A 302-nucleotide genomic window follows, 5' to 3' on the forward strand; every position below is an offset into this window, starting at 1 on the left:
ATTACTTTTGCAGCTTCGGCAACTCTAATAGAGCTTGCTTTATGCGTGCCGGCGGTAATTACTGACTTATAAAGTTGGTCAACTTTTTCAGCTATTTCTGGATTCGAGCCTGAGGTTACTTTTAGTATATTAGTTACGCGGTGTTCTTTATCGCCTGGGTTTATGCGCTCCGGTGAGTAGCCAGCAAAAAAATCTTGGTTAAACACAAGGCCCGATACACGCTCAACTACTGGTAAACATGCCTCTTCTGTCGCACCTGGGTAAACAGTAGACTCGTAAATTATTATGTCGCCTTTTTTAAC

1 pseudogene is annotated in these 302 nt (G+C 42.4%); it reads right to left on the reverse strand.

Annotated elements, in window-relative coordinates:
* Positions 1-302, reverse strand: a pseudogene (locus B4F91_RS06090) (Vi polysaccharide biosynthesis UDP-N-acetylglucosamine C-6 dehydrogenase TviB); the annotation flags it as partial.

It is taken from the genome of Pseudoalteromonas sp. UBA6610, assembly GCF_002433295.1.
GTDB lineage: Bacteria > Pseudomonadota > Gammaproteobacteria > Enterobacterales > Alteromonadaceae > Pseudoalteromonas > Pseudoalteromonas atlantica.